We start from the raw sequence: 6,457 nt of genomic DNA on the forward strand, positions 1-6,457 counted from the left end.
CCCCGCCCGTGCGGGGCCGATCCCTCATGGGGGAGGATCGCGGACATGACCACGGCCAAGCGGGACACGTACACACCGGAGACCCTGCTCACCGTCGCCGTCCGTGTCTTCAACGAGCGCGGCTACGACGGCACCTCCATGGAGCACCTCTCCCGGGCGGCGGGCATCTCGAAATCCTCCATCTACCACCATGTGGCGGGCAAGGAGGAGCTGCTGCGGCGAGCCGTGAGCCGGGCTCTCGACGGGCTCTTCGCTATCCTCGACGAGCCGGGGGCGCAGCGCGGGCGCGCGGTGGAGCGGGTCGAGTACGTCACGCGCCGGACGGTCGACCTGCTGATGGCCGAGGTCCCCTACGTCACCCTGCTGCTGCGCGTGCGCGGCAACACGAAGACGGAGCGCTGGGCGCTGGAGCGGCGCCGCGAGTTCGACCAGCGGGTGTCGGAGCTGCTCCAGGCGGCGGTCGCCGAGGGCGACCTCCGGGCGGACGTGGACATACGGCTGGCGACCCGGCTGCTGTTCGGCATGGTCAACTCGCTGGTCGAGTGGTACCGGCCGCAGCCGGGCGGTTTCCCGGGGGAGGAGCAGCTCGCGGACACCATCGTCCAGCTGGCCTTCGAGGGACTGCGGGCGAACGGCCGCTGAGTCCGCCCGTCGCGGTCAGGCGAGCTCGGCCGGCCGGTCCGGGCGCGGTCCGAGGTCGGTCTCCTCGAACACCAGCAGGGTGCGCGTCGAGAGCACCTCGGGGATGGACTGGATCCGGGTGAGGACCAGCTCCCGCAGCGCCCGGTTGTCCGGCGTGTGCACCAGGAGCAGTACGTCGAAGTCGCCGCTGACCAGGGCGATGTGCGTGGCCCCCGGCAGCGCCTGAAGCTGCTCGCGCACGGTGCGCCAGGAGTTCTGCACGATCTTGAGCGTGATGTACGCGGACGCACCCTGGCCCGCCCGCTCGTGGTCGACCCGGGCGCCGAAGCCGCGGATCACGCCGTCCTCGACGAGCCGGTTGATCCGGGCGTAGGCATTGGCGCGCGAGACGTGGACCCGTTCGGCCACGGAACGTATCGACGCGCGCCCGTCCGTCTGGAGGATGCGCAGGATGTCGCGGTCGATGGCGTCCAGCGGCCGCGCGGGCGGAACCGGGGCCTCCGCCGCCGGGCCGGCGGGTGCGGCCGACGGGGCGACCGCGGGCGCGGTCGGCGGCGTGACGACGGGCACGGCCTGGCCCGGCTCCTCGCCCCTGTCGGCCATTTGTTCAGCTGCCATCTGCCCGCGCCTCCCTGTTGTGGACGACCTGTTCCCATCCCAGGCTGTGGAGAACCGTTTGTCCACAGGCTGGCGGTGCCTGTAGCCAAAATGCCCCCGCGACCGAACAATCGGTAGGTGAGGCACACCACATCCGTGCCTCGCCCACCCAGCGACATCTCGCTCCCTGTCGGTACCCCGATCGACCACCCCCGATCTCCCTCGATGCCAGGAGGTGCTTCTCATGACGGTCCAAGAGCTGCCCGGCGCGGCCGCCTACCGGCCCACGCCGCCCCCGGCCTGGAAGCCGATCACCGACCCCGCCCCGCTGCTCCCGGACCCGGAGCCCTACCGGGTGCTCGGTACGGACGCGGTCGCCGACGTCGACCCCGAGCTGCTGCTCCGGCTCCACGCCGAGCTGGTCCGCGGGCGCCGCTACAACGCCCAGGCCACCGCGCTGACGAAGCAGGGCCGGCTGGCGGTCTACCCGTCGAGCACCGGCCAGGAGGCGTGCGAGATCGCCGCGGCCCTGGTCCTGGAGGAGCGCGACTGGCTCTTTCCCAGCTACCGCGACACGCTGGCCGCCGTCGCGCGCGGCCTGGACCCGGTCGAGGCGCTGACCCTGTTGCGGGGCGACCGGCACACCGGCTACGACCCGCGCGAGCACCGCATCGCCCCGCTGTGCACTCCCCTGGCCACCCAGCTCCCGCACGCCGTGGGGCTGGCGCACGCCGCCCGGCTCAAGGGCGACGACGTGGTGGCGCTCGCCATGGTCGGCGACGGCGGCACCAGCGAGGGCGACTTCCACGAGGCGCTGAATTTCGCGGCCGTCTGGAAGGCCCCCGTGGTCTTCTTCGTCCAGAACAACGGCTTCGCGATCTCCGTTCCGCTGGCCAAGCAGACCGCCGCCCCCTCCCTCGCGCACAAGGCCGTCGGGTACGGGATGCCGGGCCGTCTCGTCGACGGCAACGACGCCGCCGCGGTGCACCAGGTCCTCGGCGAGGCCGTGGCACGGGCCCGGCGGGGTGAGGGCCCGACCCTGGTCGAGGCGGTCACCTACCGCATGGAAGCCCACACGAACGCCGACGACGCCACCCGCTACCGGGTCGACAGCGAGGTCGAGGCATGGAAGGCGCACGACCCGGTGCGGCTGCTGGAGCGTGAGCTGACGGGGCGCGGGCTGCTGGACGACGAGGGCATCGCGCAGGCGAAGGAGGCCGCGGAACGCATGGCCGCCGCCCTGCGCGACCGGATGAACGCGGATCCGGAGCTGGCCCCGATGGACCTGTTCGCCCATGTCTACGCCGAGCAGACCAGCCAGCTCCGGGAGCAGGCGGCCGCCCTGCGTGCCGAGCTGGACGCCGAGCAGGACCACGACGAGCACGCCGGGGAGGCGGGACGATGACGACCGCGGCAGTGACGGCCGACGGACCTCGGACGAAGGCGAAACCGGCCACGATGGCGCAGGCGCTCGGGCGCGCGCTCCGCGACTCGATGGCCGAGGACCCCACCGTTCATGTGCTCGGTGAGGACGTGGGCACGCTCGGCGGGGTCTTCCGGATCACCGACGGGCTGGCGAAGGAGTTCGGCGACGACCGCTGCACCGACACCCCGCTGGCCGAGGCGGGGATCCTCGGCGCGGCCGTCGGCATGGCGATGTACGGGCTGCGGCCCGTGGTGGAGATGCAGTTCGACGCGTTCGCCTACCCGGCGTTCGAGCAGCTGATGAGCCATGTCGCCAAGATGCGCAACCGCACCGGCGGGGCCATGCCGCTGCCCATCACCGTGCGGGTGCCGTACGGCGGCGGGATCGGCGGGGTCGAGCACCACAGCGACTCCTCCGAGGCGTACTACATGGCCACCCCCGGCCTGCACGTCGTCACACCGGCCACGGTCGACGACGCGTACGGGCTGCTGCGGGAGTCGATCGCCTCGGACGACCCGGTGATCTTCCTGGAGCCCAAGCGGCTCTACTGGTCCAAGGCCGACTGGTCGCCCGAGGCCCCCGCCGCGGTCGGGCCGATCGGCAAGGCCGTGGTGCGCCGTACCGGGCGCAGCGCCACGCTGATCACGTACGGCCCCTCCCTGCCGGTCTGCATGGAGGCCGCCGAGGCTGCGGTCGCCGAGGGCTGGGACCTCGAAGTGGTGGACCTGCGCTCGCTGGTGCCGTTCGACGACGAGACGGTGGCCGCTTCGGTGCGGCGCACCGGGCGCGCGGTCGTCGTCCATGAATCCCCCGGATTCGGCGGGCCCGGCGGTGAGATCGCGGCCCGGATCACCGAGCGGTGCTTCCACCATCTGGAGGCTCCGGTGCTGCGGGTGGCCGGGTTCGACATCCCCTACCCGCCGCCCATGCTGGAGCGGCACCATCTGCCGGGAGTGGACCGGGTGCTCGACGCGGTGGCCCGGTTGCAGTGGGAGGCGGACAGCTGATGGCCAAGGTGCTCGAATTCAAGCTGCCTGACCTCGGTGAGGGACTGACCGAGGCGGAGATCGTCCGCTGGCTGGTGGAGGTCGGCGACGTCGTGGCCATCGACCAGCCCGTCGTCGAGGTCGAGACGGCCAAGGCCATGGTGGAGGTGCCGTGCCCCTACGGGGGCGTGGTGACCGCGCGGTTCGGCGAGGAGGGCACGGAACTTCCCGTCGGTGCTCCGCTGCTGACGGTCGCCGTCGGAGCGCCGGAGGGGCTGGACCTCTCCGGGGCTTCCCCGTCGTCCGCCGCGTCCTCCGCCTCCGCCACGGAGTCCTCGGGCGGCTCGGGGAACGTGCTCGTGGGGTACGGGACGGGCGCACCCGCCGCGAGGCGTCGGCGTATCCGGCCGGACCGACCCGACCGGACGGTCGTCCAGACCGCGGTGTCCGATGCCCAGGTGTCCGACGCCCCGGTGTCCGACGCGCTCGTGCTCGCCCCGGCGGCGTCCGGCACGACTCCCGCGGCCGTTGCCACCGTGACCGCTCCTGCGGCCGCGGCTGTCGCTGTGGGTGTGGTGAACGGGCAGGGGCCCGTGCCGGTGGTCTCTCCGCTGGTTCGCCGGCTGGCCCGGCAGCACGACATCGATCTGCGGCGGCTGGCGGGTTCGGGTCCCGACGGGCTGATCCTGCGCGCCGACGTCGACGGCGCGATCCGGCAGGCGGAGGAGACCGAGGCGGCGACGGCGCATGTGGCCCAGGCGCCGGACCGGGCACCTGTGGCTCCCGCTCCCCCGGCTGCTCCGGCCGCCGAACGGATTCCGCTGCGCGGGGTGCGCGGAGCGGTCGCCGACAAGCTGTCGCGGAGCCGGACCGAGATCCCGGACGCCACCTGCTGGGTCGACGCCGACGCCACCGAGCTGATGGCGGTCAGGGCCGCGATGAACGCCGCGACGGGCCCGTCCGCAGGGCCGAAGGTGTCGGTCCTGGCCCTGCTGGCGAGGATCTGCACGGCTGCGCTCGCCCGGTTCCCCGAGCTCAACTCCACCGTGGACACGGAGGCCCGGGAGATCGTCCGGCTGCCCGGCGTGCACCTCGGGTTCGCCGCCCAGACCGAGCGGGGCCTCGTCGTTCCGGTCGTACGGGACGCGCACACCCGTGATGTCGAGTCCATCGGGGCCGAGATCGCCCGGCTCACCGAGCTGGCGCGGACCGGGAAGCTGAGCCCGGCCCAGCTGACCGGAGGCACCTTCACGCTGAACAACTACGGGGTGTTCGGGGTCGACGGTTCCACGCCGATCATCAACCACCCGGAAGCGGCGATGCTCGGCGTCGGCCGGATCATGCCCAAGCCGTGGGTGCACCAGGGCGAACTGGCCGTACGTCAGGTCGTCCAGCTTTCCCTCACCTTCGACCACCGGGTGTGCGACGGCGGAACCGCGGGCGGCTTCCTCCGGTATGTGGCGGACTGCGTGGAGCAGCCGGCGGTGCTGCTGCGGACGCTGTAGCCGACGGGGCGGCGGCCCGCCGGACGCACCCCTGCGGGACCGGGTCTTCCGGCCACCCCGGCGGGGGCGTCGCTCCCGGCGGCCGCCCATACTCGACGTATGACCGCCTATGACGTGATCGTCCTTGCCGGCGGGGCCGCGAAGCGGCTCGGCGGCGCCGACAAGCCAGGAGTCCGGGTGGGCGGCCGGGCGCTGCTCGACCGGGTGCTCGCGGCCTGCGACGGCGCGGCACTCACCGTCGTGGTGGGCGGTCGTCGCGCCACCGCCAGACCGGTGCTCTGGACCCGGGAAGTGCCCGAGGGCGGCGGCCCGTTGGCGGCGCTGGGGGCGGGGCTGCGCCTGACGACGGCGGAGCGCGTTCTCGTCCTCTCCGCCGATCTTCCGTTCCTGGGCGCGGGGACCGTCGACGCGCTGCTCGCCGCCGCCGGACAGCCCGGCCGGGAAGGGGCCCTGTGCACCGACCCCGGCGGGCGTGACCAGCCGCTGGTGGCCGCCTACCGCGCCGAGCCGCTCCGCCGGGAGCTGGCCCTGCTCGCCACCGAGTACGGGGGCCTCGCCGGGCTGCCGCTCCGGCTCCTGACGGCGGAGCTCGATCTCGCCCGGGTCGACGCGGGCCCCGACGCCGCGTTCGACTGCGACACTTGGGACGACATCGCCGCCGCCAGAGCCCGGATCAGGGAGCATGGGGCCGTGCTGGACGAATGGATCACCTCGGTCAAGAACGAACTGGGAATCGAACTCGACGTCGACACCGGTGTCCTGCTCGACCTCGCCCGCGACGCCGCGCACGGAGTGGCCCGCCCCGCCGCACCGCTCACGACCTTCCTGGTCGGGTACGCGGCGGCCAGGGCGAGCGCGGGCGCGGGTCCCGACGAGGCCGCGGCAGCGGTCGCGGAGGCCGCTCGCAAGGCCACCGTCCTGGCTCTGCGCTGGGAAGCGGAAGCGACCGCGGAAGCGAAAGCTGAGACGAACGCGGAAGCGAACGCGGAGACGAAGCCCGACGTGGCGGGGCGCGAAGAGACCGGGACACCATGACCGGCCCCGACCCGGTCGGCCCCGGTCGCTCCAGCCGTGACGCGGACGACCTCGCAGCTGCCGAGGCGGAGCGGGCCGTGGAGCAGGCGCTCGCCCTGGTCGGCGGGGCGCGATCCGGCCCGGGCCGGGACCCCGACCGCCGACGGGACGCCTCCGCGGGCGACCCGCGCGGTGACGCGAACGACGCCCCCACCGGCAGCTCCCACGCCACCCTGAACAGCGCCAACAGCGCCAACAGTGCCGCCCCGGGCGGCCCCACCCCGACC

The 6,457-nt window shown here is 73.7% G+C and carries 6 protein-coding genes and 1 pseudogene; 6 read left to right on the top strand and 1 reads right to left on the bottom strand.

Features of this window, described 5'->3' with window-relative positions; all coding sequences use genetic code 11:
- The first annotated feature begins 45 nt into the window (after positions 1-45).
- Positions 46-642: a TetR/AcrR family transcriptional regulator gene (locus HET64_RS15100; RefSeq protein WP_215105760.1), complete on the top strand. Its 597-nt coding sequence runs from the start codon at positions 46-48 to the stop codon at positions 640-642.
- Between the two features lie 15 nt (positions 643-657).
- Here the strand turns inward: HET64_RS15100 and HET64_RS15105 are convergent, their stop codons facing one another.
- Positions 658-1,260, bottom strand: coding sequence for an Lrp/AsnC family transcriptional regulator (locus HET64_RS15105; RefSeq protein ID WP_251145335.1), 603 nt, complete (start codon positions 1,258-1,260; stop codon positions 658-660).
- A 223-nt stretch (positions 1,261-1,483) separates the two neighbouring features.
- Here HET64_RS15105 and pdhA point away from each other — a divergent pair, with 223 nt between their 5' ends.
- The 5 genes and pseudogenes from pdhA to HET64_RS15130 all read left to right on the top strand — a co-directional run.
- Positions 1,484-2,644, top strand: coding sequence for a pyruvate dehydrogenase (acetyl-transferring) E1 component subunit alpha (gene pdhA, locus HET64_RS15110; protein ID WP_215105762.1), 1,161 nt, complete (start codon positions 1,484-1,486; stop codon positions 2,642-2,644).
- Complete coding sequence (locus HET64_RS15115; RefSeq protein WP_215105765.1) at positions 2,641-3,672, top strand: alpha-ketoacid dehydrogenase subunit beta; 1,032 nt, start codon at positions 2,641-2,643, stop codon at positions 3,670-3,672. The genes pdhA and HET64_RS15115 overlap by 4 nt, the downstream gene beginning before the upstream one ends.
- Positions 3,672-5,156: a dihydrolipoamide acetyltransferase family protein gene (locus tag HET64_RS15120; protein WP_215105767.1), complete on the top strand. Its 1,485-nt coding sequence runs from the start codon at positions 3,672-3,674 to the stop codon at positions 5,154-5,156. Before HET64_RS15115 ends, HET64_RS15120 begins: the two co-directional genes overlap by 1 nt.
- Positions 5,157-5,255: 99 nt before the next feature.
- Positions 5,256-6,191 (top strand): NTP transferase domain-containing protein, encoded by a 936-nt coding sequence (locus HET64_RS15125; protein WP_215105769.1) that lies wholly within the window; start codon positions 5,256-5,258, stop codon positions 6,189-6,191.
- A pseudogene (locus HET64_RS15130) lies at positions 6,188-6,457 on the top strand (molybdopterin molybdenumtransferase MoeA); the annotation flags it as partial. The gene HET64_RS15125 and the pseudogene HET64_RS15130, both read left to right, overlap by 4 nt.

Source organism: Streptomyces sp. McG3 (assembly GCF_018619185.1).
Taxonomy (GTDB): Bacteria; Actinomycetota; Actinomycetes; order Streptomycetales; family Streptomycetaceae; genus Streptomyces.